This is a genomic window from Streptomyces sp. NPDC002676, assembly GCF_053592455.1.
In genome coordinates, this window is the sequence record NZ_JBSFVT010000023.1 from 20,933 (window position 1) to 42,726 (window position 21,794).

Annotated in this window: 24 protein-coding genes; 13 read left to right on the forward strand and 11 right to left on the reverse strand. The window is 70.2% G+C overall.

The window, feature by feature from the left end:
• The first annotated feature begins 43 nt into the window (after positions 1–43).
• The 8 genes from ACWD3E_RS36855 to ACWD3E_RS36890 all read left to right on the forward strand — a co-directional run bounded on the left by ACWD3E_RS36855 (position 44) and on the right by ACWD3E_RS36890 (position 6,895).
• Complete coding sequence (locus tag ACWD3E_RS36855; protein ID WP_451391868.1) at positions 44–283, forward strand: F0F1 ATP synthase subunit C; 240 nt, start codon at positions 44–46, stop codon at positions 281–283.
• Positions 284–323: 40 nt separating this feature from the next.
• Complete coding sequence (locus tag ACWD3E_RS36860) at positions 324–872, forward strand: F0F1 ATP synthase subunit B (protein WP_451391869.1); 549 nt, start codon at positions 324–326, stop codon at positions 870–872.
• The gene (locus ACWD3E_RS36865; protein WP_451391870.1) at positions 869–1,684 is read left to right on the forward strand and encodes a F0F1 ATP synthase subunit delta; all 816 of its coding nucleotides are present in this window, start codon (positions 869–871) and stop codon (positions 1,682–1,684) included. Before ACWD3E_RS36860 ends, ACWD3E_RS36865 begins: the two co-directional genes overlap by 4 nt.
• Before the next feature lie 131 nt (positions 1,685–1,815).
• Positions 1,816–3,408 (forward strand): F0F1 ATP synthase subunit alpha, encoded by a 1,593-nt coding sequence (gene atpA / locus ACWD3E_RS36870; RefSeq protein WP_451391871.1) that lies wholly within the window; start codon positions 1,816–1,818, stop codon positions 3,406–3,408.
• 21 nt (positions 3,409–3,429) lie between these two features.
• Complete coding sequence (locus ACWD3E_RS36875; RefSeq protein ID WP_451391872.1) at positions 3,430–4,347, forward strand: F0F1 ATP synthase subunit gamma; 918 nt, start codon at positions 3,430–3,432, stop codon at positions 4,345–4,347.
• Positions 4,347–5,783 carry a F0F1 ATP synthase subunit beta gene (gene atpD / locus ACWD3E_RS36880; protein WP_451391873.1) on the forward strand — a complete coding sequence of 479 codons (1,437 nt, stop codon included), beginning with the start codon at positions 4,347–4,349 and terminating at the stop codon, positions 5,781–5,783. Before ACWD3E_RS36875 ends, atpD begins: the two co-directional genes overlap by 1 nt.
• Before the next feature lie 118 nt (positions 5,784–5,901).
• Positions 5,902–6,276, forward strand: a complete 375-nt coding sequence (locus ACWD3E_RS36885) for a F0F1 ATP synthase subunit epsilon (RefSeq protein ID WP_451391874.1) — start codon at positions 5,902–5,904, stop codon at positions 6,274–6,276.
• A gap of 172 nt (positions 6,277–6,448) precedes the next feature.
• A complete protein-coding gene (locus ACWD3E_RS36890) occupies positions 6,449–6,895 on the forward strand; it encodes a DUF2550 domain-containing protein (protein ID WP_451391875.1) in 447 nt (148 codons plus the stop codon).
• An 8-nt stretch (positions 6,896–6,903) separates the two neighbouring features.
• On the opposite strand, the gene ACWD3E_RS36895 is transcribed toward ACWD3E_RS36890, so the two are convergent.
• The 3 genes from ACWD3E_RS36895 to ACWD3E_RS36905 form a co-directional block, all read right to left on the reverse strand.
• Positions 6,904–8,727: a glycosyl hydrolase family 18 protein gene (locus tag ACWD3E_RS36895; protein ID WP_451391876.1), complete on the reverse strand. Its 1,824-nt coding sequence runs from the start codon at positions 8,725–8,727 to the stop codon at positions 6,904–6,906.
• A gap of 115 nt (positions 8,728–8,842) precedes the next feature.
• Positions 8,843–9,493, reverse strand: a complete 651-nt coding sequence (locus ACWD3E_RS36900; protein ID WP_451391877.1) for a response regulator — start codon at positions 9,491–9,493, stop codon at positions 8,843–8,845.
• A complete protein-coding gene (locus tag ACWD3E_RS36905; RefSeq protein ID WP_451391878.1) occupies positions 9,490–10,662 on the reverse strand; it encodes a sensor histidine kinase in 1,173 nt (390 codons plus the stop codon). Before ACWD3E_RS36905 ends, ACWD3E_RS36900 begins: the two co-directional genes overlap by 4 nt.
• A 149-nt stretch (positions 10,663–10,811) precedes the next feature.
• On the opposite strand from ACWD3E_RS36905, the gene ACWD3E_RS36910 reads away from it, so the two are divergent.
• Positions 10,812–11,354 (forward strand): hypothetical protein, encoded by a 543-nt coding sequence (locus tag ACWD3E_RS36910; protein WP_451391879.1) that lies wholly within the window; start codon positions 10,812–10,814, stop codon positions 11,352–11,354.
• Here ACWD3E_RS36910 and ACWD3E_RS36915 read toward each other — a convergent pair.
• From ACWD3E_RS36915 to ACWD3E_RS36925, 3 genes are read right to left on the reverse strand one after another with little or no spacing between them, the layout of a single operon-like run.
• Positions 11,351–11,923: a cob(I)yrinic acid a,c-diamide adenosyltransferase gene (locus ACWD3E_RS36915; protein ID WP_451391880.1), complete on the reverse strand. Its 573-nt coding sequence runs from the start codon at positions 11,921–11,923 to the stop codon at positions 11,351–11,353. The genes ACWD3E_RS36910 and ACWD3E_RS36915 overlap by 4 nt on opposite strands.
• A 13-nt stretch (positions 11,924–11,936) precedes the next feature.
• The gene (locus tag ACWD3E_RS36920) at positions 11,937–12,686 is read right to left on the reverse strand and encodes an ABC transporter permease (protein WP_451391881.1); all 750 of its coding nucleotides are present in this window, start codon (positions 12,684–12,686) and stop codon (positions 11,937–11,939) included.
• A gap of 8 nt (positions 12,687–12,694) precedes the next feature.
• Positions 12,695–13,480, reverse strand: coding sequence for an ABC transporter ATP-binding protein (locus ACWD3E_RS36925; RefSeq protein ID WP_451391882.1), 786 nt, complete (start codon positions 13,478–13,480; stop codon positions 12,695–12,697).
• A gap of 91 nt (positions 13,481–13,571) precedes the next feature.
• Between ACWD3E_RS36925 and ACWD3E_RS36930 the strand changes: the two genes are divergently transcribed.
• Entirely contained in the window at positions 13,572–14,213 is a 642-nt protein-coding gene (locus tag ACWD3E_RS36930) for a TetR/AcrR family transcriptional regulator (protein WP_451391883.1), read from the forward strand.
• Here ACWD3E_RS36930 and ACWD3E_RS36935 read toward each other — a convergent pair.
• From ACWD3E_RS36935 to ACWD3E_RS36955, 5 genes are read right to left on the reverse strand one after another with little or no spacing between them, the layout of a single operon-like run.
• Positions 14,210–14,416, reverse strand: a complete 207-nt coding sequence (locus tag ACWD3E_RS36935; RefSeq protein ID WP_451391884.1) for a DUF397 domain-containing protein — start codon at positions 14,414–14,416, stop codon at positions 14,210–14,212. The genes ACWD3E_RS36930 and ACWD3E_RS36935 overlap by 4 nt on opposite strands.
• The gene (locus tag ACWD3E_RS36940; RefSeq protein ID WP_451355140.1) at positions 14,398–15,240 is read right to left on the reverse strand and encodes a helix-turn-helix domain-containing protein; all 843 of its coding nucleotides are present in this window, start codon (positions 15,238–15,240) and stop codon (positions 14,398–14,400) included. The genes ACWD3E_RS36935 and ACWD3E_RS36940 overlap by 19 nt, the downstream gene beginning before the upstream one ends.
• Before the next feature lie 49 nt (positions 15,241–15,289).
• Entirely contained in the window at positions 15,290–16,057 is a 768-nt protein-coding gene (locus ACWD3E_RS36945; RefSeq protein WP_451391885.1) for a hypothetical protein, read from the reverse strand.
• Positions 16,058–16,068: 11 nt separating this feature from the next.
• Positions 16,069–16,950: an XRE family transcriptional regulator gene (locus ACWD3E_RS36950; RefSeq protein ID WP_451391886.1), complete on the reverse strand. Its 882-nt coding sequence runs from the start codon at positions 16,948–16,950 to the stop codon at positions 16,069–16,071.
• Positions 16,947–17,153 (reverse strand): hypothetical protein, encoded by a 207-nt coding sequence (locus ACWD3E_RS36955; RefSeq protein WP_451391887.1) that lies wholly within the window; start codon positions 17,151–17,153, stop codon positions 16,947–16,949. The genes ACWD3E_RS36950 and ACWD3E_RS36955 overlap by 4 nt, the downstream gene beginning before the upstream one ends.
• Positions 17,154–17,689: 536 nt before the next feature.
• Between ACWD3E_RS36955 and ACWD3E_RS36960 the strand changes: the two genes are divergently transcribed.
• The 3 genes from ACWD3E_RS36960 to ACWD3E_RS36970 all read left to right on the forward strand — a co-directional run bounded on the left by ACWD3E_RS36960 (position 17,690) and on the right by ACWD3E_RS36970 (position 21,762).
• A complete protein-coding gene (locus ACWD3E_RS36960; protein WP_451391888.1) occupies positions 17,690–18,538 on the forward strand; it encodes a 3-hydroxyacyl-CoA dehydrogenase family protein in 849 nt (282 codons plus the stop codon).
• A gap of 176 nt (positions 18,539–18,714) precedes the next feature.
• Positions 18,715–19,038 carry an STAS domain-containing protein gene (locus tag ACWD3E_RS36965; protein WP_451355083.1) on the forward strand — a complete coding sequence of 108 codons (324 nt, stop codon included), beginning with the start codon at positions 18,715–18,717 and terminating at the stop codon, positions 19,036–19,038.
• A gap of 282 nt (positions 19,039–19,320) precedes the next feature.
• A complete protein-coding gene (locus tag ACWD3E_RS36970) occupies positions 19,321–21,762 on the forward strand; it encodes an ATP-binding protein (protein ID WP_451391889.1) in 2,442 nt (813 codons plus the stop codon).
• Positions 21,763–21,794: the final 32 nt, after the last annotated feature.

Genomic DNA, 21,794 nt, shown 5'->3' on the forward strand with positions numbered 1-21,794 from the left:
TGGCCAACCCCCACCGGTTCGTAAAAGAGAAGGAAGAAACGGCATGTCCGCGACCCTCGAACTCGCCGCTGGCGTCTCCGGCTCCCTCGGTTCCATCGGCTACGGTCTCGCTGCCATCGGCCCCGGCGTCGGCGTCGGCATCATCTTCGGTAACGGCACCCAGGCCCTGGCCCGCCAGCCCGAGGCTGCCGGTCTGATCCGCGCCAACCAGATCCTCGGCTTCGCCTTCTGTGAGGCGCTCGCCCTCATCGGCATCGTTATGCCGTTCGTGTTCGGTCGGTAATTAACCCACCCACCGACACGAAACGACGAAAGGCACTGATGTGATCGCCAACCTGGTACAGCTGGCGGCCGAGGAGAAGGGGAACCCGCTCGTTCCGGCCGGTCCCGAGCTGCTCGTCGGCACCATCGCCTTCGCCATCGTGTTCTTCTTCTTCTGGAAGAAGCTGCTTCCGAACATCAACAAGGTTCTGGAGGAGCGTCGAGCGGCGATCGAAGGCGGCATCGAAGAGGCCGACGCCATGAAGGTCGAGGCCCAGAGCGTCCTTGAGCAGTACAAGGCTCAGCTCGCCGAGGCCCGGCACGAGGCCGCGCGTCTGCGCCAGGAGGCGCAGGAGCAGGGTGCCGCGCTCATCGCCGAGATGCGGGCCGAGGGCCAGCGGCAGCGCGAGGAGATCGTCGCCGCCGGTCACACGCAGATCGACGCCGACCGCAAGGCCGCCGCGCAGGCGCTCCGGCAGGACGTCGGCACGCTCGCCACGGAGCTGGCCGGCAAGCTCGTCGGGGAGTCCCTCGAGGACCACGCCCGCCAGAGCCGTGTGATCGACCGCTTCCTCGACGAGCTTGAGGAGAAGGCCGAGGCCACGCGATGAACGGAGCGAGCCGCGAGGCCCTGGCAGCCGCACGTGAGCGTCTCGACGCGCTGACGGACTCCACGTCCGTGGACGCCGTACAGCTCGCGGACGAGCTGGCGGCCGTCACCGCGCTGCTCGACCGCGAGGCCGGCCTGCGTCGGGCCCTCACCGACCCGGCGCAGCCCGGAGAGGCGAAGGCGGAGCTGGTCCAGCGCCTGATCGGCGGCCAGGTCAGCGGTGCCACCGCCGACCTGGTGTCCGGGATGGCCCGCGCGCGCTGGTCGCAGCCCCGCGACCTGGTCGACGGGCTGGAGCAGCTGGCGGACATCGCCGACCTCACCGCCGCGGAGAAGTCGGGCACGCTGGACGACGTGGAGGACGAGCTGTTCCGGTTCAGCCGGATCGTCTCCTCCAGCACCGACCTGCGCGCCGCACTGACCGACCGCGCCGCCGGCACCTCGGCCAAGACCGAGCTGCTGCGCCGGCTGCTGGGCGGGCGGGCGAAGCCGGCCACCGAGCGTCTGGTGACGCGCCTCGTGACCGCGCCGCGTGGACGTAGCCTGGAGTCGGGACTGGAGTCCCTGTCCAAGCTCGCCGCTGAGCGCCGGGACCGCATGGTCGCAGTCGTCACCTCGGCGGTTCCGCTGAGCGACGGCCAGAAGCAGCGCCTCGGCGCCGCCCTGACCAAGCTCTACGGGCGTCGGATGCACCTGAACCTCGACGTCGACCCCGAGGTCGTCGGCGGGATCCGGGTGCAGGTCGGTGACGAGGTCATCAACGGTTCCGTCGCGGACCGGCTGGAGGACGCGGCCCGCCGCATGGCGAGCTAGCAGCACCTCGGCATTCGAGAAAAGCAGTAAGTACTTACGGCCCTGGTTGGGCCGTGCAGAGGATTCCTGGGGGTCGCCCCCAGACCCCCAAAGTGAAACTTCGGGCCCAACAAGGAGAGCAGGGAACCCAGATGGCGGAGCTCACGATCCGGCCGGAGGAGATCCGGGACGCGCTGGAGAACTTCGTCCAGTCGTACAAGCCGGACGCGGCCTCGCGCGAGGAGGTCGGTACGGTCACCCTTGCCGGCGACGGCATCGCGAAGGTCGAGGGCCTGCCCTCGGCCATGGCCAACGAACTGCTGAAGTTCGAGGACGGCACCCTCGGCCTCGCGCTCAACCTGGAAGAGCGCGAGATCGGCGCCATCGTCCTCGGTGAGTTCAGCGGCATCGAGGAGGGTCAGCCGGTCACGCGCACCGGTGAGGTGCTCTCCGTCGCGGTCGGCGAGGGCTACCTCGGCCGCGTTGTCGACCCGCTCGGCAACCCGATCGACGGCCTCGGCGAGATCGAGACGTCCGGCCGCCGCGCCCTCGAGCTGCAGGCCCCCACGGTCATGCAGCGCAAGTCGGTGCACGAGCCGATGGAGACCGGCTACAAGGCCGTCGACGCGATGACCCCGATCGGCCGTGGTCAGCGTCAGCTGATCATCGGTGACCGCCAGACCGGCAAGACCGCCCTGGCCGTCGACACGATCATCAACCAGCGCGACAACTGGCGCTCGGGCGACCCGAAGAAGCAGGTCCGCTGCATCTACGTCGCCATCGGCCAGAAGGGCTCCACCATCGCCGGCGTGCGCCGCGCGCTGGAGGAGAACGGCGCCCTGGAGTACACGACCATCGTCGCCGCCCCGGCGTCCGACCCGGCCGGCTTCAAGTACCTGGCGCCGTACACCGGTTCGGCCATCGGTCAGCAGTGGATGTACGAGGGCAAGCACGTCCTCATCATCTTCGACGACCTCTCGAAGCAGGCCGACGCCTACCGCGCCGTGTCCCTGCTGCTGCGCCGCCCGCCGGGCCGTGAGGCCTACCCGGGTGACGTCTTCTACCTGCACTCCCGTCTGCTGGAGCGCTGCGCCAAGCTCTCCGACGACATGGGCGCCGGCTCGATGACCGGTCTGCCGATCGTCGAGACCAAGGCCAACGACGTCTCGGCGTTCATCCCGACCAACGTCATCTCCATCACCGACGGCCAGTGCTTCCTGGAGTCGGACCTGTTCAACGCCGGTCAGCGTCCCGCGCTGAACGTCGGTATCTCCGTCTCCCGAGTCGGTGGTTCCGCGCAGCACAAGGCGATGCGCCAGGTCTCCGGCCGCCTCCGTGTCGACCTCGCCCAGTTCCGTGAGCTGGAGGCGTTCGCCGCCTTCGGTTCCGACCTGGACGCGGCCTCCAAGGCCCAGCTGGAGCGCGGTCAGCGCATGGTCGAGCTGCTGAAGCAGGACCAGTACCAGCCGATGTCCACCGAGGACCAGGTCATCTCCGTCTGGGCCGGCACCAACGGCCGTATGGACGACGTCCCGGTCGCCGACATCCGCCGCTTCGAGCGCGAGCTGCTGGACTACCTGCACCGCCAGGAGTCGGGTCTGCTCACCTCCATCCGCGAGGGCGCCAAGATGTCGAACGACACGATCCAGGCGATCGACGACGCCGTGGCCGCGTTCAAGAAGCAGTTCGAGACCTCGGACGGCAAGCTGCTCGGCGAGGACACTCCTGCCGCTGCCGCCAAGTGACGTAAGGAAGGGACCTGACTCATGGGAGCCCAGCTCCGGGTCTACAAGCGTCGCATCCGATCCGTCAGCGCGACCAAGAAGATCACCAAGGCGATGGAGATGATCGCCGCCTCGCGCGTCGTCAAGGCGCAGCGCAAGGTGGCGGCCTCCACGCCGTACGCGACCGAGCTGACGCGCGCGGTCACGGCGGTCGGTACGGGTTCGAACACCAAGCACCCGCTCACCACGGAGGCGGAGAACCCGGCCCGCGCCGCGGTCCTGCTCCTCACGAGCGACCGCGGTCTGGCCGGCGCCTTCAACTCCAACGCCATCAAGGCGGCGGAGCAGCTGACCGAGCGCCTGGAGCGCGAGGGCAAGCAGGTCGACACGTACATCGTCGGCCGGCGCGGTGTCGCCCACTACAACTTCCGTGAGCGCAAGGTCGCGGAGTCGTGGACGGGCTTCACGGACGAGCCGACGTACGCGGACGCCAAGAAGGTGGCGGAGCCTCTGATCGAGGCCATCGAGAAGAACACGGCCGACGGCGGCGTGGACGAACTCCACATCGTCTTCACCGAGTTCGTCTCGATGATGACGCAGACGGCGCTCGACGCCCGGCTGCTGCCGCTGCGCCTCGAAGAGGTCGCGGAGGAGACCGCCCACAAGGGCGAGATCCTTCCGCTGTACGACTTCGAGCCGTCGGCGGAGGACGTCCTCGACGCCCTGCTGCCGCGCTATGTGGAGAGCCGCATCTACAACGCGCTGCTCCAGTCGGCCGCTTCGAAGCACGCCGCCACGCGGCGCGCGATGAAGTCGGCCACCGACAACGCGGGCGAGCTGATCAACACGCTCTCCCGTCTTGCCAACGCGGCCCGCCAGGCCGAAATCACCCAGGAAATCAGCGAGATCGTCGGTGGCGCCAGCGCCCTGGCCGACGCGACCGCGGGGAGTGACCGATAATGACCACCACTGTTGAGACCGCGACGGCTACGGGCCGCGTCGCCCGGGTCATCGGCCCGGTCGTCGACGTGGAGTTCCCCGTCGACGCGATGCCGGACATCTACAACGCCCTTCACGTCGAGGTGGCCGACCCGGCCAACGCCGGCGAGAAGAAGACGCTGACCCTGGAGGTCGCCCAGCACCTGGGTGACGGCCTGGTCCGCACCATCTCCATGCAGCCCACCGACGGTCTGGTCCGCCAGGCCCCGGTGACGGACACCGGTAACTCCATCACGGTGCCCGTCGGTGACTTCACCAAGGGTAAGGTGTTCAACACCCTCGGTGAGGTGCTGAACGTCGACGAGCAGTACGACGGCGAGCGCTGGGGCATCCACCGCAAGGCCCCGAACTTCGACGAGCTCGAGTCGAAGACCGAGATGTTCGAGACCGGCGTCAAGGTCATCGACCTGCTGACCCCGTACGTCAAGGGCGGCAAGATCGGTCTGTTCGGCGGCGCCGGCGTCGGCAAGACGGTGCTCATCCAGGAGATGATCTACCGCGTCGCCAACAACCACGACGGTGTCTCCGTGTTCGCCGGTGTCGGTGAGCGCACCCGTGAGGGCAACGACCTCATCGAGGAGATGTCCGACTCGGGCGTCATCGACAAGACCGCGCTCGTCTTCGGTCAGATGGACGAGCCCCCGGGCACCCGTCTGCGCGTCGCGCTGGCCGGCCTCACCATGGCCGAGTACTTCCGTGACGTCCAGAAGCAGGACGTGCTGTTCTTCATCGACAACATCTTCCGCTTCACGCAGGCCGGTTCCGAGGTCTCCACGCTGCTCGGCCGTATGCCGTCCGCGGTGGGTTACCAGCCGAACCTGGCCGACGAGATGGGCCTCCTCCAGGAGCGCATCACCTCGACCCGTGGTCACTCGATCACCTCGATGCAGGCGATCTACGTCCCCGCGGACGACCTGACCGACCCGGCCCCGGCCACCACCTTCGCCCACCTCGACGCGACGACGGTTTTGTCCCGTCCGATCTCCGAGAAGGGCATCTACCCGGCCGTGGACCCGCTGGACTCCACGTCCCGGATCCTGGACCCGCGCTACATCGCGCAGGACCACTACAACGCCGCCATGCGCGTCAAGACGGTTCTGCAGAAGTACAAGGACCTCCAGGACATCATCGCGATCCTCGGTATCGACGAGCTGGGCGAGGAGGACAAGCTCGTTGTCCACCGTGCCCGTCGCGTGGAGCGCTTCCTGTCCCAGAACACCCACGTCGCCAAGCAGTTCACCGGCGTCGACGGTTCGGACGTCCCGCTGGACGAGTCGATCGCGGCCTTCAACGCGATCATCGACGGTGAGTACGACCACTTCCCGGAGCAGGCGTTCTTCATGTGCGGTGGCATTGAGGACCTCAAGGCCAACGCCAAGGAGCTGGGCGTCTCCTGACTCGGGCACTCGCCTGAGTCGTGAGGGGGCGGGCACGTCCCCGCCCCCTCTCTCACGCCCACTAGACTTGTAACCAACACCCGGCAGAACCGCCGGGTGGTGACCCGAGGAGCCTCCCTTGGCTGCTGAGCTGCACGTCGAGCTGGTCGCCGCCGACCGCCAGGTCTGGTCCGGCGAGGCCACCCTGGTCGTCGCGCGCACCACGTCCGGCGACATCGGCGTCATGCCCGGTCACCAGCCGCTGCTCGGTGTGCTGGAGTCGGGCCCGGTGACCATCCGTACGAGTGATGGTGGAACGGTCGTTGCTGCGGTGCACGGCGGTTTCATCTCGTTCGCGGACGACAAGCTGTCGCTGCTGGCCGAGATCGCCGAGCTGGCGGACGAGATCGATGTCCAGCGCGTCGAGCGCGAGCTGGAGCGCGCGAAGGCGGAGGGCGACGCCGCTGCCGAGCGCCGTGCGGACGTCCGCCTGCGTGCGGCGGCGGCGCGCTGAACCCAGCGCGCGGCGCGTTGACGTCACTCAGCCGCGGCCGGCCCGGAGCAATCCGGTGCCGGTCGCGGCTGAGGCAGATACGGGTGGCTTTTCCTTTTCATTACTCAGTTACAGACGCAGACGTAGTTCCGGATTCAGTTCCAGTGCCTAGGAGACGAGGAGGTCGGTGCCGATGGTCCTCGCTCTGACTGTGTGCGGGATCGTGATCGCGCTCGTGGTGGTGGGTCTGTTCCTGTTCGGTCTGCGCCGCAGACTGATCCAGCGTTCGGGCGGCACCTTCGACTGTTCGCTGCGCTGGGACGTCGCCGAGAAACCGGACGCCAACGGCAAGGGCTGGAGCTACGGCGTCGCCCGCTACAACGGCGACCGCATCGAGTGGTACCGGGTCTTCTCGTACGCCTTCCGGCCGCGCCGGGTCCTGGAGCGGGCCCAGATCGAGGTGTCCGGCCGCCGCCTGCCCGAGGGCGAGGAGGAGCTGGCGCTGCTGTCCGACTCGGTCGTCCTCGCCTGTACGCACCGGGGCACGCGCCTCGAACTCGCGATGAGCGAAGACGCGCTGACCGGATTTCTCGCGTGGCTGGAGGCAGCCCCGCCCGGTCAGCGCGTCAATGTCGCTTAGGCGCTTTTCTACAGATTGCTGCTGATGGCGCTCACCAGCTCGCCGTTGCTGGTGTCACCGCTGAACTCCCAGAAGAACGCGCCGCCGAGGCCCTGGTTCTTGGCCCACGCCATCTTCGTCGCGATGGTGGCGGGGGTGTCGTACGACCACCAGTTGCTGCCGCAGTGCGCGTACGCCGTGCCCGCGACGGTGCCGGTGGCCGGACAGGACGTCTTGAGCACCTTGTAGTCCTCGATGCCCTGCTCGTACGTGCCCGCCGCCGGGCCCGTGGCCGTGCCGCCCGGGGCGTCCTGGGTGACGCCGGTCCAGCCGCGGCCGTAGAAGCCGATGCCGATGAGCAGCTTGTTCGCGGGGACACCGATCGCCTTGTACTTGGCCATCGCGTCGGCGGTGGTGAAGCCCGCCTTCGGGATGCCGCTGTACGAGGTGAGCGGGGAGTGCGGGGCCGTCGGGCCCTTGGCGTCCCATGCGCCGAAGAAGTCGTACGTCATCACGTTGTACCAGTCGACGTACTGGGCGGCGCCCGCGTAGTCGGCGGACTCGATCTTGCCGCCGGCGGAGCCGTCCGCGGTGACCGCGGCCGTGACCATCGCGGAGGAGCCGAACTTGGCGCGCAGCGCGGCCATCACGTTCTTGAAGGCCGCCGCCCCGCTGGTGTCACAGGACAGACCACAGGCGTTCGGGTACTCCCAGTCGATGTCGATGCCGTCGAAGACATCGGCCCAGCGCGGGTCCTTGACCAGGTTGTAGCAGGACTGTGCGAAGGCGGTCGGGTTGGCCGCCGCCTGCCCGAAGCCGCCGGACCAGGTCCAGCCGCCGAAGGACCACAGCACCTTGAGGTTCGGGTACTTGGCCTTCAGCTCGCGCAGCTGGTTGAAGTTGCCGCGCAGCGGCTGGTCCCAGGTGTCGGCGACGCCGCTGACGGACTGGTCGGCGGTGAAGGCCTTGTCGTAATCGGCGTAGGAGTCGCCGATCGCGCACTGGCCGTTCGTGACGTTGCCGAAGGCGTAGTTGATGTGCGTGATCTTCGCCGCCGAGCCGGAGGTCACCAGGTTCTTGACGTTGTAGTTGCGGCCGTAGATGCCCCACTCGGTGAAGTAGCCGAGCTTGACCTTGGAGCCGCCGGTGGGCGGGGGAGTGGTGCCGCCTCCGGTGGTGTGGACCGCGACCGCGCTGCTGACCGGGCCGGTCTGGTCGGCGGTGTCGCGGGCCTGCACGGTGTAGGAGTAGTCGGTGCCGGCGGTCAGGCCGGTGTCCGTGTACGACGTCGTGGTCACGGTGGAGACGACCTTGCCGTCGCGCAGCACGTCGTAGTTCTTGATGCCCTTGTCGTCGGTGGCCGCGCTCCAGCTGAGCTTCACCGAGGTGTCGGTGACGGAGGAGGCGGTCGGAGTGCCCGGTGCCGAGGGGGCCGCGTCGCCCGGAGCCGTCGTACCGTCACAGCTGTCGCCGTTGAGCTTGCAGTTGCTCGGCGAGCCCGATCCGGCGCCGTTGAAGCCGAAGGAGACGGAGGCGCCCGGGGCGAGGGTGCCGTTGTAGGACTTGTTCTTGGCGGTCCAGTGGGTGCCGGAGTTGGTGACGTCCGCGTCCCACGCGGAGGTGACGGACGTGCCGGAGGGGAAGTCCCACTCGACGGTCCAGGAACTGATGCTGCTGGTACCGGTGTTCTTGATGGTCCACTGACCGCCGAAGCCGGTTCCCCAGTCGCTGGTCTTGGTGTAGGTGGCGGTGGCGTTCGTCGCGGCCTTGGCGGGGCCCGCGAGACCGACCAGGCCGGCCAGGGGGAGCAACAGGGTCGCGAACCCTGCCGCGGCTCTGTGTCTGAAGCGCATGCTGCGCCTCCCTCTTTGTCGGGGATGTCAGGGCATGACTGAGCCTTCATGCCCACGGTGCCGCGAGAATAGAAAGGTCTGGACCACAGGTCAATAGGTCTGGACCACTCGCCCGTCAGTTCGAGCGGATCCCCAACTCCTGTGCCAGCACGGCGGCTTGCACCCGGCTGCGCAGCTCCAGCTTGGCCAGCAGCCGACTGACGTGCGTCTTCACCGTGCCCTCCGCCATCTCCAGCCGCCCCGCGATCTCGGCGTTGGACAGCCCCTCACCGATGTGCGCCAGCACCTCGCGCTCACGCCGGGTGAGACCGTCGAGCACGGCCGGGTCGGCCTTCGCGTCCCGCGCCGGCTGCGTGGCGAACTCCGAGATCAGCCGCCGGGTGACCGCGGGCGCGACGATCCCCTCCCCGCGCGCCACCGTCCGCACCGCCGCCAGCAGATCGCGTGCCTCGGTGTTCTTCAGCAGAAACCCGGCCGCGCCCGCCCGCAGTGCGCCGAACACGTACTCGTCGAGGTCGAAGGTGGTCAGCACCAGGACGTCCGCGAGTTGCTCGGCGACGATCTGCCGGGTCGCCGACACCCCGTCGAGGCGTGGCATCTGAACGTCCATCAGTACCACGTCCGGACGCAGCTCCCGGGCCAGTTCGACCGCCCGCTCCCCGTCCGCCGCCTCCCCGGCCACCTCGATGTCGGGGGCGCTGCCCAGGATGAGCACGAGCCCGGCGCGGACGGCGGACTGGTCCTCGGCCACCAGCACGCGAATCATGCGGGGTCTCCTTCGGTGAGCGGAAGAGCGGCGCGCACGGTCCACAGCCCGTGCTCGGGTCCGGCCGCGAAGCTGCCGCCGAGCAGCGCGGCCCGCTCGCGCATGCCGGTGAGCCCGGAGCCCGAGCCGGGGGCGCGCGGGCGGTCGCCGGGCCGGTAGGGGCTGGTCACCCGGACGTGCAGGGCGTCGCTCTGCTGCCGCAGGGCGACGTCGACGCGCCCCTTCGCCGCGTGCTTCAGCGCGTTGGTCAGCGACTCCTGCACGATCCGGTAGGCGGCCAGTTCGACCGGCGCGGGGACACGGTCGTGCACGGCGTCGAGGCTGACCTCCAGGCCATTGGCGCGGGCACCCGCGACCAGGGCGCCGACGCCGTCCAGGGTCGGGGTCGCGGCCGGTTCGATGTCGCCGGAGCTGTCCCGCAGGATCCCGATCAGGCGGCGCATCTCGGCCAGCCCCTCCACGCTGTTCTCCCGGATGACGGCCAGGGCGTCCCGGGAGGTCTGCGGATCGTCGAGGGAGAGCGCGGCCGTGGAGTGGATGGCGATGGCGGACAGATGGTTGGCCACCACGTCGTGCAACTCCCGTGCCATCCGAGCCCGTTCGACGGTGACCGCCTGCGTCCGGTCCATCTCCGCGAGCAGCGCGGTCTGTTCGGCCCGCAGCCGGGCGGCCTCGGCCGCGTCCCGGTGGTTGCGCACCACCCAGCCGGTCGAGGCCGGCGCGAACGCCACCACGCCGACGCCCACGCCGATCAGCAGGCCCTGGGGATCGCGCCAGAGAGCGGCGGGTACGACCCCGCCGAGCACGGTCAGCATCCCGGTGATCCAGGGGATGCGCCGGGCGGTGGCCGGGCTGCTGTACAGGACGGCCGCGTACACCAGGTCCGTGTACAGCACGACCGTGACGACGCTGCCCAGGGTCACCGTGTCCCCGACGAGCGCCACGGTGCCGACCAGCAGGCCGAACCGGGGCCGGATGCGGCGCAGCGGCTCGCAGGCGGCGGTCACCGCGAGCGGCACCAGCGGGGCCCAGGGCGCCCGCCACAGCACGAGGCTGTCCGCGGGCACGCGGGGGTGCATGCCGAGCGCCCACATCAGCACCCCGCCGAGGAGCCCGCCCACGGCGATGCGCAGGTCGTCGCGGTGGGGGCGGGGGAGTGTGCGGGGCATGAGCCCATCCAACACGGCCCACGGCCCGTCCGTCTGCTCCCCGGGAAGGGTCCCCAACTGCAACTTTCGCTTACCGCCGGTTCCTCTGCGGCGACGACGCCCGAGCCTTTCGCAGCCGGGAGCCTTGAGGTGAGCGAAGGGAGTGTGCCGTGATCGTCGGACTGATCGTCGCCTGTGAGGTGGCGTTCTGGGTGCTGCTGGTGGCCGGACTGGTCTTCCGGTACGCGCTGCGGATGCCGCGCACCGGTCTGGCGCTGCTGCTGTGCGAGCCGCTGCTGGAGGTGGTGCTGTTCACGGTGACCGCGATCGACCTCAAGCACGGCGCCCAGCCCGACTGGCGCCACGGCCTCGCCGCGGTCTACATCGGCTTCACGGTCGGCCTCGGCCACTCCACCGTCAAGTGGGCCGACGCCCGCGTCGCCCATCGCTTCGCCGGCGGCCCCCCGCCGGTGCGGCCCCCGAAGTACGGCACGGCCCGCGCCGTCCACGAGTGGAAGGTCGCGGGCCGCTGGATCCTGGCCTCGCTCGTCGCCCTGGCCCTGCTGCAGGGGGCGGTCTGGTACGTCGGCGGCGACGGCGAGACCGGTTCGCTGCGGGCCTGGCAGCTGCGCATGGTGTGGGTGATCGGCATCAACGTGGTGATCGCCGCCAGCTACACCTTGTTCCCGAAGGTCCCCAAGCGAGAGCCCTAGCGCTCCCCGCCCGGGACCCACAGCACGTCCCCGACCTCCTTGTTGGCCGTGCGAGCCAGGATGAACAAGAGGTCGGAGAGGCGGTTGAGGTACGTGGCGGTGAGCGGGTTCATGGTCTCGCCGTGGACCTCCAGGGCCGCCCAGGTGGAGCGCTCGGCCCGTCGTACGACCGTGCAGGCCTGGTGCAGCAGGGCCGCGCCCGTGGTGCCGCCGGGGAGGATGAAGGAGCGCAGCTTCTCCAGCTGCTCGTTGAAGCGGTCGCAGTCCGCCTCCAGCTTGTCGACGTAGAACTGCTCGACCCTCAGCGGCGGGTACTTGGGGTTCTCCACCACCGGCGTCGACAGATCGGCGCCCACGTCGAACAGGTCGTTCTGGACACGGGTGAGGACCTTTACGACCTCCTCGTCCAGGCCGCCCAGCGCGATCGCGGTGCCGATCACCGCGTTGGCCTCGTTGGCGTCCGCGTACGCGGAGATCCTGAGGTCCGTCTTGGGCACCCGGCTCATGTCCCCCAGGTTGGTGGTGCCCTGGTCGCCGGTCCGGGTGTAGATGCGTGTCAGATTGACCATGCGGCCAGCGTAGTTACGCTCCGGCCGTTCGGAACACTCGTGTGCCCACCGTCACCGACAGGGCGGTGAATCCGACGGCGACGAGGACGCCGTACAGCATGTGCGCGCTCGCGTACCGGCCGACGTACGCGTCGCGCACCGCGTCCACCAGGTAGCGGAACGGCACGAAGTGCGAGAGCACGTCCAGCCAGCCGGGCGCGAGGGACATCGGGAGCATCAGGCCGGACAGCAGCATCGACGGCATCGACAGCATGTTGATCGTCGGGCCGAATTCCTGCGGGGTACGGGCCCTCATCCCGAGCGCGTACGACAGCGAGGCCAGCGACAGCGTGAGCAGGGCGACGAACCCGAAGCCGATGAGGATGCCGGGCACGGGCGCGCGCAGGCCCATCACCAGGGCGGCCAGCACCAGCAGCACCGCCTGGAAGACGAAGACCGTGGCGTCCCGCAGCACCCGGCCGAGGAGGAGGGCGAGGCGGCTGACCGGGGTCACCCGCATCCGCTCCACCACCCCCTGCCCCTTCTCGATGATCACTGTGAAGCCCGCGAACAGGGCTCCGAACAGGCCGAGTTGGAGCAGCAAGCCGGGTACGAGCACCTGCCAGGAGCTGCCCTTCCCGCCCAGCGGCAGATCGGTGAGCAGCGGGCCGAAGAAGAGGAGATACAGCAGGGGCGTGAGGACGCCGAAGAGGAGGGCGAAGCGGGAGCGCAGGGACTGGCGGAGGTAGCGGCCGTAGATGAGGGCCGTGTCGTGGAGGAGCATGCGGGGTCCTATACGGCTACGGGGGCGGCGTCGGCCGGGACGGGCCCGCGGCCGGTGATGGCGAGGAAGGTGTCCTGGAGCGTGGCGTCGAGCGAGCCGCCGTAGCGGAGCTTGAGGGCGCCGGGGGTGCCCTCGGCCGCGACCGTTCCCCGGTCCACGACGACCAGGCGGTCGGCGAGCGCGTCGGCCTCGTCCAGGTAGTGGGTGGTGAGGAAGACCGTCGTGCCGTACTCGTCGCGCAGCCGGCGGACCAGCGCCCACAGGTCGGCGCGGCTGCCGGGGTCCAGGCCGGTCGTCGGCTCGTCCAGGAACAGCACCTTCGGGCGGTGGGTGAGCGCCATCGCGATGTCCAGGCGGCGCCGCTGACCGCCGGAGAGCGCGCCGGCGCGCCGGTCGAGCAGGTCGGTGAGGTCCAGTTCACGGGCGAGTTCGGCCGCGCGCTCGACCGCCCGCGCCTTCGGCAGGCGGTACATCCGGCCCTGGGTGACCAGTTCCTCCCGCACGCTGATCTGCGGGTCGACGCCGCCGGACTGGGCGACGTACCCGCACACCCCGCGCACGCCCACCGGGTCGGTCGCCAGGTCGTGCCCGGCGACGGTGGCCGCGCCGCCGGTGGGGGCGAGCAGGGTGGTGAGCATCCGCAGGGTGGTGGTCTTGCCCGCCCCGTTGGGCCCGAGGAGGCCGAGGATCTCGCCTTCCTGGACGGCGAGATCGACACAGCGCACGGCCTCGACGGGGCCCTGCTTGGTCTGGAAGGTGCGCGCCAGTCCGGCCGCGCTGATGACTGTTGCCATGACGAACAGAAAAGCAGAGGCGTTGAAAGTTTGCAATGCCACCAAAAATTCAGAGACTCCAGCGACCCTGTCGGCAACCTACGATGACGGCATGGCAGAGGGACTCAGAGAGCGGAAGAAGCGCGAGACCAGGCAGCGGATCTCGGACATCGCCACGGGACTGTTCCTGGAGCACGGCTTCATGGCGGTGACGATGGCAGACGTCGCCGAGGCGGCCGACGTCTCCGTCAACACCGTCTACAACTACTTTCCGGCCAAGGAGGACCTCTTCTTCGACCGCTCCACGGGAATGGCCGACCGGCTCACCCGCTGGGTGCGCGGCCGGGATGCGGGCGAGTCCGCAGCCCAGGCCGTCCTGCGTGAACTGCGCGAGGAGGCCGAGGCCGTCTCCCCTCGCCTGGGCCTGCTGGAGGGCTACGACCGCTTCATGCGCGTCATCCACGAGGCCCCGCCGCTGCGCTCGCGCCTGTGGAGCCTGCAGCAGGAGATCCACGACAACCTGGAGGCGGCCCTGCGCGAGGAGACGGGCGCGGCCGACGGCGACCCGCTGCCGGGGCTGATCGCCGGTCAGATCTGCTGGATCCACCAGACGGTCTTCGTCACCGTCGGCCGCGAAATGCTCGCGGGCCGCAAACCGGCCGAGGTGTCACGAGAGGTGCTGGTCCTCATCGACGACATCGAGGACCTGCTCAGCGAGAAGGTCCTCGGTTATGCGGTACGCGGACAGAGCTAGTGGAACGCCCCGCCCTTCACGGCCGTGACGAAGGACGCCCATGGCTTGGCCGCGAAGACGAGGGCCGGGCCGTGGGGGGTCTTGCTGTCGCGGACGGGGACGGCGGAGGGGATGGTGTCGCAGACTTCGAGGCACTCGCCGCCGTCCGGATTGCTGTAGCTGCTTTTGCGCCACGTCAGGGCGGTCAGTTCGATGGCTCGCACGGTACTTCCTCCAACATCCGCAGGATGAACTTCCGCGACTCGGCAGGAGTCAGCGCCTGGTCGCGCATCGCATCGTATGCACGTTGCAGCCGCTCAACTGCCGCGTTTTCTTCGATCAGTTCGCCACGGTACGCATTCTCGGTGTAGGCCACCGTAGTACCGCTCGTCAGCCGTAGGAACATGACGGAGGTGCTCACCAGGCCGTGCATACCCGAACGGTCCGGCAGCACCTGAATGGTGATGTTCGGACGCTCCGACATCTCCAGGAGATGGTCCAACTGCTCCCGCCACGCTCCCGCGTCCCGCAGCGGCGTGCGCAGCACCGCCTCGGCAATGAGGGCGCGGAACGGCGGCGCGTCCTCACCTTCCAGCAGCATTCGCCGACCTGAGCGAGCCGCCACCTGCTGCTCCAGTTCCTCGCCTTTGTACCCGCCGAGTGTGAGCACCTCGCGCGCGTAGGCATCCGTCTGCAACAAGCCCGGCAGGATGCTCACTCCGAAGTGCCACAGGCTCATCGCCTCCGCCTCCAGAATCATGTACCGCCGGTACTGCTCCTTGAACTGCGTCGGATCCCCCAGCGCCATCTCCCACATCGCCAACAACAGCCCAGGCGTGCCGTAGAACTGGTCCAGTGCCTCCGCGACTTCCGGGCCGCCCAAAGTCTCCCCGCTCTCCAGCTTCTTGAAGAGCGACGGATCCCAGCCCACCGCGTCGGCCAGCGCGCGCAGACTGAGGCCCTTGGCGGCGCGCAGTCGGCGGAGTTCCTCCGCGTACCGCCGACGGGGCTCCTGGCTGCGTCCCGTGATCACCCTTCGTGCCGGCATCGCGGACCTCCGTGCGTAGTTGCTGGAGCACATACGGTAGTCGGGGCGGTCACTGTCCCGTGCCCGAACGGCTGGGCAGGGTCGGGTTGAAGACGTTCGCGCGGGGGCCGGTCCAGGGCGGGGTGAAGGTCAGGAGGAAGGTGACGCGGTCGGCGAAGCGGGGTTCGGGTACGGGTATCTCGACGCCGGGGTGCTCGGCGTAGCCATGGGTGACCGTACGGGCCACGTAGTTGGTGATGGCGTCGGCGCGGTGGGGGCGTGGGCGCCCGCCCGGGGCGGTCAGGCGGCTGAGTATGCGCAGCACCGTGGGGACGGACGCGTCGAACGTGAAGTCCAGGGGCGGGTTGATGCCGCTGACAGGGATGGTGTCATGGTCGGGCACGGTGTCGAGGCCTGTCTGGTCGTACCAGAAGGCAGCCGCGTGGGCCTCGCCGCGGGCGCGGTGGTGCAGGGAGAGGCAGTAGGCGGCGGAAGAGTGTCCCGCGCCGGCGGCGTACTGCCACCAGAAGCGGGCTCCCTCGTCGATGCCGGCGACGTGCAGAGCGCAACCCAGCAGCCAGGCTCCTTCCGGTTCGGGGAGCTGGTCGGTGAGGAACTGAAGGGTGCCGGGGGCGAGCGCGGTGAGGACGGCGTCGCACAGGGTGCGCAGCTGGCGGACCGTGACGGCGTCGGCGTCGGCGTGCGGGGCCTCGGCGAGGGCGGTGTCGTCGTAGGTGTGGTCGGGGTAGGCGCCGTCTTCATACGGGACGGTGTCGGCGGGGACGCCGGGGCAGTCGTGCAGGCGGGCGCGGGCGAGGAGGGCGTCTATGGCAGTCATGGCGAACGGATTCACTCCCGGGGGCTGTCGAGGAGGTCTTCGAGGGCGGCGCGGGCATGGTGGTCGATGGCGTGGGCGATGGCCGGGCTCAGACCGGTGACGTAGGGGATCGTTTCCTCCAGGTCCAGGCCGCACAGGTGGCCCAGCACGATGACGTCCATCTGGTCCTGCGGGAGCCGGGTGATGGCGTCGAAGAGGTCCACCATCTCGGTCAGGACGACGAGGTGCCCCGGCACGCTGCCGTTGACCTCCTCGGTGGAGAAGACGGCGGCGCGCAGATCGGGGTGGCCGTCACGGTGGGCGGCGCGGGCCAGGACGCGGGAACGCAGCAGAAGCCAGGCGTTGCGCCGGAGGTTCGCGCTGCTGGCGGCCGTGCTCCAGGACAGCCACAGCAGGTCGAAGGTCTCGCCCACCGCCCAGTGGACGCGGTTGTCGGTCAGCAGGAAGGCGCGCGCGTAGGCGGTGTACGGGGCGAGCATCTTCTCGGTGAAGGCCTGGTGGGCCAGGGGCTGGATCTCCGGTTCGCAGGCGACCTGCTGGATGCAGTTCTGGATCCAGTGCGGCTTCTTGTGGGCCTCGCGCGCCGCCGCCGTCCACAGGCGGCGCATCGGCTGGACCGGCAGGCCCAGCGCGCGTATCACGCTGAAAGTGATCTCCCAGGCGGGGTAGTACCCATGGCCGCGCAGGAGTTCGCTGATGCGGGCCTTGGAGTAGCCGGAGCGGTCGACGAGGTCGTTCAGGGTCAGTCCGCTGGAGAACACGTAGCTGCGGACCGGCTCCAGCCAGGCCCGGTGCGAGGGGCCCGCCGCCTCGGAGATCGGGAGCGGCTTACGGCCCCGCCTGCCGCTGTTCTCCGACGGGAGAGGCTGGTCGTCGCCAGGAGGCCAGATCATCGGGGCGGCTCCTCGCCGGCGGTGGTGGGAGCGGGGGCCGGGTCGGCGGGCCCGTTCAGTGCCTGGGCGATCTGCTGCACGAGCAGGCCCAGGGATGGGAGCAGGGTGGCCACGGCCGAGACCTGTCCCAGCACGGTCATCACCGTGCTCCACGTGAGGACCGCCACCAGTACGGCGACGGTCACCACCTTCTTACTCGACATCGCACTTCGTTTCTGTGAGCGGGGGTCTCACTCCAACTGGCCCTCCTTCAGGCGGTGCTGAAGCGCCATCAGGAGGGAGAGCCAGCATGGCCCCGGCACCGTTCCGCACGCCACGTGATCATGGAGGTACGGAACAATGGCCCCAAGGGGGCCAGGCTCCGCTAGCCCGCGCCACCCCTGGCGCGCCGGATGAACGGCGATGATTCAGTCCTTTGAGGGGGAAAGGCCGCATCTGTGCGCGCAATGCCGAGGGCGCCGTCATCATGGAGCCGGAGGCGCCACTCGACGCCGCACTGGAAACCGTGCGGCCCCCTGTGCTGAAGCGACAACCAAGAGGGGGCCGCTCGGGCGGATGCGGATCCGGAATCGCGGGCCGAACGGCGGGAGGAAAATGCCCCATTGGACGACTAGTGCCGCTGCCGGTGTGATGTCCGTCATCTGAGACGTGACGCGCGTTACTTACCGGTCACACGGCCGCTCCGGAGCGCTATCGTCCGCCGAAGAGGCAGACGTTCACAGCGTTCAAGGGAGTCGGAGTGGCACGGAAGCTCGCCGTCATCGGGGCCGGTCTCATGGGGTCCGGTATCGCTCAGGTCGCCGCGCAGGCGGGCTGGGACGTCGTGTTGCGCGACGTCACCGACGAGGCACTCAAGCGTGGCACCGACGGCATCAAGGCCTCGTACGACAAGTTCGTGAGCAAGGGCAAGCTGGCGGCGGACGACGCCGAAGCCGCCCTCGGCCGCATCACCGCGACCACCGACCTGGACGCCGCCGCCGACGCCGACATCGTCGTGGAGGCCGTGTTCGAGAAGCTTGAGGTCAAGCACGAGATCTTCCGCGCGCTCGACAAGATCGTGCGCGAGGACACCGTGCTCGCCTCCAACACCTCCGCCATCCCGATCACCAAGATCGCGGCGGCCACGGAGCGCCCGGAGCGGGTCGTCGGTGTGCACTTCTTCTCGCCGGTGCCGATGATGCAGCTGGTCGAACTCGTCCGCGGCTACAAGACCAGCGACGAAACCCTCGCCACCGCGCGGGAGTTCGCCGAGTCCGTCGGCAAGACCTGCATCGTCGTCAACCGGGACGTCGCCGGGTTCGTGACGACCCGTCTCATCTCGGCGCTCGTCGTCGAGGCGACCAAGCTCTACGAGTCCGGCGTCGCGACCGCCGAGGACATCGACCTCGCCTGCAAGCTGGGCTTCGGTCACGCCATGGGCCCGCTGGCCACGGCGGACCTCACCGGCGTCGACATCCTGCTCCACGCCACCGGCAACATCTACACCGAGTGCCAGGACGAGAAGTTCGCCCCGCCGGAGCTGATGCGCCGGATGGTGGACGCCGGTGACATCGGCCGCAAGAGCGGGCAGGGCTTCTACAAGTACTGATCCGTACAGATCCGTATAGATCCGGACACACTCCCCGGGAGGTTCACTCCCGGGGGTGAATTCGGTATCGGTTCGCTTACAAGCAGCAACCGCTCTGCCACTGAGGCAGTCAGACGTTGCACAGCACCGTCATCACCGTCATGGAGTACGCCACTCGCACTCAACGGGGAGCGCATATGTACATCAGGGGCGACCACGTCGAGCTGGTCGTCGGGGGCCGCCTCGACGTCCGCAGCGCGGCGGACGCCCGTACGGCCCTGCACTCGGCCGTCGACGACGGAGTCGGCGACCTGGTGCTCGACCTGTCCGAACTCGACTCCTGGGACGCCACGGGACTCGGGGTGATCATGGGCGCCCACCGGCGGGCCGGCCGCTGCGGCCGTCGCCTGGTGCTGCGCGGCGTGCCGCCGCAGATGCAGCGCCTGCTGGTGGCCACCCGGCTGCACCGGATTCTCGCCATCGAGGGCGGCATCGGGGTGGAGTCGCTGCCCCGGGTCTGACGGCCCCGGATCTGACGGCCCCGGATCTGACGGCCTCGGATCTGACGGCCTCGGATCTGAGGGCGAACCGTACGTCGAGGGCAATCCTCGTAAGACCGTGACGTCTCGGGCCGCGCGGCACCCCGCCCTGTCGGTGACACCGGCCGAAGGTTTAGGGTTCGGTCGCCCGCTGCCTTGCGACCCTCGATCGAGCGGGCCCGGACCAGAAGCGACAGCTCAGTGTGCAGCAGGCCGGGAGGGGCCGGTAACCGAGCACACAACGCTTTTGGGGGGCTGGAACCCATGGACCCGATCAACCCGGGACCCGAGAAGCAGGGCCAGGCTCCGGGCCGACGCCCGCCCCGGGACTCCCTCACCGCCGACTTCGGCCCGGGCACGCCCGCGCTCGCCCGTACAGCCCGGCTCGTCTCCGGGGACTTCCTGCTGACCGTCAACCCCGTGGACGGCAGCGAGATAGCGCCCTGCCGGCCGGACGAGGCGCCCGGCAGGCCCCGCAAGCTGACCGCCGCCGAGCGCGCCGAAGCCGAGCGTGCCGCCCGGCCCCCCGTGCCGCCCGGCCCGGCCCGGCCCGCGCTCTCCCTCCTCGAACGCCAGGACGAACGCGAACGCCTGGTCCGGCTGCTGGCCCGCGGACGCTCGGTGCGGCTCACCGGCCCCGGCGGCTCCGGCCGCACCGCCCTGCTCGACCTGGTCGCCGAGGACTGCCAGGACCTCGCCCCCGACGGCGTCGTCCGGCTCAGCGGCTTCCACCGCACGGCCGGCGACCTGCTGGACGACCTCTTCCGTGCCGTCCACGACGCGCCCCGGTACCGCCCCGAACGGGACGAACTGCTCGCCCTCGTCGGGCAGATCGGCGCGGTCGTCGTCGTGGACGACCTGGAGTTCGGCGGCGCCGCCCTGGAGGAACTGCTCGACGCCACCCCCGAGTGCGCCTTCCTGTTCGGCGCCACGCCCGAGGTCCCCGGTCCGTCCGCCGAGGCGGACGTCGAGGAGGTCTTCCTGCCCGGCCTGGACCGGGCCGGCGGACTGGAGATCCTGGAGCGGGCCGCCGGCCGGGTCCTCACCGAGGACGAGGCCAACTGGGCCGGCGACCTGTGGTTCGAGTCCGAGGGGCTGCCGCTGCGCTTCGTGCAGGCCGGCGCCCTGCTCCGGCAGCGCGACGAGCTGCGGGCCGGCACCGAAGCGGTCGACGAGTACGGCGTCTTCGAGGACGTACGCCCCCCGGTGGACGCGCCCCTGGCGGCCGAGGACGAGGTCCCGCTGCCCTCCCTCGGCGAGGCCGCGGCGCCCGCCCCGCTGCTCGCCTCCCGGCTCAGCGCCTCGGCCCGCGCCACCCTCCGCTTCGCCGTCGCCCTCGGCGGCGAGGTGCCGCACCAGGCCCATCTGCCCGCGCTGGTGGGTGACACCCACGCGGACGCCGCGCTCGGCGAGCTGGCGGGCTGCGGGCTCATCTCGCCGGTCGGCTCCCGCTACCGCCTCGCGGCCGGGGTGCAGACCCAGCTGGAGGCCGCCGGATACGCCGACGATGCCCCGGACCGTGCGCTCACCGCGGCCGAGCACTACGCCTGGTGGGCGGGCCACCCCTCGGTCACCCCCGAGCGGGTGTGCGTGGAGGCCGATGCCGTGCTGGCCGCGCTCACGGTCGTCGCGCCCGCCACGGTGCCGCCCGTCGAGGGCGAGGAGAGCTGCGCCGTACGGCTCGCCCGCACGGCCGCGCCCGCCTTCGCCGCCGGGCTGCACTGGAGCGCCTGGGAGCGGGCCCTGCGGTCCGGTGCGGAGGCCGCCCGGCTGGCCGGTGAGGTGTCCGAACAGGCCTATTTTCACCATGAGTTGGGTGTCCTCGCGCTGTGCGGCGGACAGCTCGACCGGGCCCGCGCCGAGCTGGAGGCGTCCATCGGGCTGCGCGGCGCGCTCGCCGACAAGCGCGGCACGGTCGCCGGACGGCGCGCCCTGGCCCTGGTGGCCGACCGCGCGGGGGACCTGCCCGGGCTGCCGGTGTTCGCCGCCGAGGAGGCTGCGGAGGCCCGCCACGAGGAGTCGGCGCCGACCCGGCCGACCGGCATGCCGACCACGTTCCCGAAGCCGTACCAGGCCCCCGCGGACACCCTGGTCACCCCGCGGGCCCCGAGCGGCCCCTCCGGCGGAGGCATCCGGCGGCTGGCCCGGCGCAATCTGGTGGCGGCCGGGTCCGGTGCGCTGCTGGTCGCCGTCCTCGGCACGGTCGTCACGCTCGGGTTCACGTCCCACGACAGCGCGGACGACAACCCGGCCGACAAGGTGAACAACGTCAACCCGTCGGTGAACCAGGACGCGGGCGACGACGCCCCGGACGCCGACCCGAGCCAGAGCACCAGCAGCACCGCCGCCCCGGGCACCCCCACCGGCCGGCCCACGACCCCGGGCCCCGGCGTCACGTACACCACGGCACCGACGCAGCCCAGGACCGGTCCGACGGGCACGCCGGGCACGGGCGGCGGGGGCGCCACTCCCACGCCGTCGAAGTCGCGGACGAGCAGCCCGCCGACTCCGACGCCCACGCCGACCCATACGACCCCGACGGCACCACCGACCACACCGACGCCCACCGGCACTTCGGGTTCCCCGACCCCGACCGGCTCGGCCTCGACCACCCCGTCCACGACGAACACGGCGAGCGGCCCGACGACGTCGACGAGTTCGGCGGGGGCGCCAGGGGGCGGCGGCAGCCGGGGTTCCGTGATCTGACGCCTGCCGCAGACAGCAGGAGGGCCGGTCCT